This is a genomic window from Pseudomonas sp. 21615526, from assembly GCF_013386245.1.
Taxonomy (GTDB): Bacteria; Pseudomonadota; Gammaproteobacteria; order Pseudomonadales; family Pseudomonadaceae; genus Aquipseudomonas.
Genome location: NZ_JACAOM010000247.1, coordinates 1 through 1,858 on the forward strand (window position 1 = coordinate 1; position 1,858 = coordinate 1,858).

At 60.4% G+C, this 1,858-nt stretch carries 2 protein-coding genes; one reads left to right on the top strand and one right to left on the bottom strand.

Features of this window, described 5'->3' with window-relative positions; translation table 11 throughout:
• Window positions 1-47: 47 nt before the first annotated feature.
• Window positions 48-962, top strand: coding sequence for an SdiA-regulated domain-containing protein (locus HX786_RS31520; RefSeq protein WP_003213837.1), 915 nt, complete (start codon window positions 48-50; stop codon window positions 960-962).
• Window positions 963-1,018: 56 nt separating this feature from the next.
• On the opposite strand, the gene rpiA is transcribed toward HX786_RS31520, so the two are convergent.
• The gene (gene rpiA / locus HX786_RS31525; RefSeq protein WP_003213836.1) at window positions 1,019-1,690 is read right to left on the bottom strand and encodes a ribose-5-phosphate isomerase RpiA; all 672 of its coding nucleotides are present in this window, start codon (window positions 1,688-1,690) and stop codon (window positions 1,019-1,021) included.
• Between the last annotated feature and the right edge of the window lie 168 nt (window positions 1,691-1,858).

Consider the following 1,858-nt stretch of genomic DNA (forward strand, 5'->3'; position numbering starts at 1 on the left):
GGCGACCATGATATTCATTCGCCAGTGTTTACTCTGAGCCCCGCCCGATGCGTCGACTTGCCCGCCCCAAACCTGCTTTTTTTATCCTGATCCTGATCGCCCTGGTGGCGTGCGGTGTGGTTGCCCAGCAATTGCGCCTGTTCGAGCGTGCCTGGTTCAACTGGCAATCCTGGCGCAATCCCGCCGGGGAGCACTCCATTGGCCTTGGGGATTACCGGGTGGCCCTGGAGGCGCAGGTGATCGACGGCCTCAACGATGATGTCTCGGCACTGACCTTTGATCCGGTGCGCAACAGCCTGTTTACCGTGACCAACAAGAACGCTGAGCTGGTCGAACTGTCCCTGGACGGCAAAATCCTGCGGCGCATTGCGCTGGTGGGGTTTGGCGATGCCGAGGCCGTGGAGTACATCAGCGACAACACCTACGTGATCAGCGACGAACGCCAGCAGCGGCTGATCAAGGTCCACGTGGATGACGACACCCAATTCCTCGATGCCGCCGACGCCGAGCAAATGACCCTCGGCGTGCACCTGGGCGGCAACAAGGGCTTCGAAGGCCTGGCCTATGACTCGGTGGGCAAGCGCCTGTTTGTGGCCAAGGAACGCGACCCGATGCTGATCTACGAGGTCCACGGCTTTCCGCATTTCAAACCGGAAAAAACCTACTCGGTGCACGTGATCAACAACCCCAAGCGCGATGCCGGGTTGTTTGTGCGCGACCTGTCGAGCCTGCAATACGACGAGCGTAGCGGTCATCTGCTGGCGCTGTCGGATGAGTCATTTTTGGTGCTGGAACTGGATATCGACGGTCGCCCCCTGAGCAGCCTGTCGCTGCTCAAGGGGCGCCATGGCCTGAAGCAGCGCGTGCCTCAGGCCGAGGGGATCGCCATGGACAACGACGGCACGTTGTACATGGTCAGTGAGCCCAATCTTTTCTATGTATTCAAAAAAACCAAGTCTTGAGTCATGTGCAGAACAAATGTGGGAGCGAGCAAGCCCGCTCCCACACGGGTTTTGCATTACGCCTTAAGGGTTTTTACGCCTTCCGCGGTGCCCAGCAGCAGTACGTCAGCCGGACGGGCCGCAAACAAACCGTTGGTGACGACGCCGACGATCGCGTTGATCTGGCGCTCCAGTTCCACCGGGTTGGTGATCTGCATGTTGAACACGTCGATGATGATGTTGCCGTTGTCGGTCAGCACACCTTCGCGGTACACCGGGTCGCCGCCCAGTTTCACCAGCTCGCGGGCCACGTGGCTGCGGGCCATCGGGATCACTTCCACCGGCAGCGGGAACGCGCCGAGTACCGGCACCAGTTTGCTGGCGTCGGCGATGCAGATGAAGGTCTTGGCCACGGCCGCAACGATCTTCTCGCGGGTCAGGGCTGCGCCGCCGCCCTTGATCAGGTTCAGGTGTGCGTCGCTTTCATCGGCGCCGTCGACATAGAACTCCAGGTCGCTGACGGTGTTCAGCTCGTACACCGGAATACCGTGGCCCTTGAGCCGCGCAGCGGTGGCTTCGGAGCTGGCAACCGCGCCGTCGAACGCGCCCTTGTGCAGGGCCAGCGCATCGATAAAGCAGTTGGCGGTGGAACCGGTGCCGACACCGACGATGCTTTTATCGTCGAGTTTAGGAAGGATTAAATCGACGGCGGCCTGGGCCACTGCCTGTTTGAGTTGATCCTGGGTCATGCGGGCTCCGGAACGGGCGGGGAGTAAAGAGGGGCGCGAGTATAACCCAACAAAACCTCGGTTTTCGTGTGGTCGCCCGGCCAAACGCTGGGTTAGACTCCTTGGCCCTGCCCAACCCGCCCAGTGATGCTTTCCGATGCTTGAACAGTACGTCAAAAAGATCCTCAC

What these genes read in the sequence shown, in the direction of transcription:
- HX786_RS31520 (WP_003213837.1), top strand. Translation starts at nt 48, where the DNA reads ATGCGTCGACTTGCCCGCCCCAAACCTGCTTTTTTTATCCTGATCCTG.
- rpiA (WP_003213836.1), bottom strand. Translation starts at nt 1,690, where the DNA reads ATGACCCAGGATCAACTCAAACAGGCAGTGGCCCAGGCCGCCGTCGAT.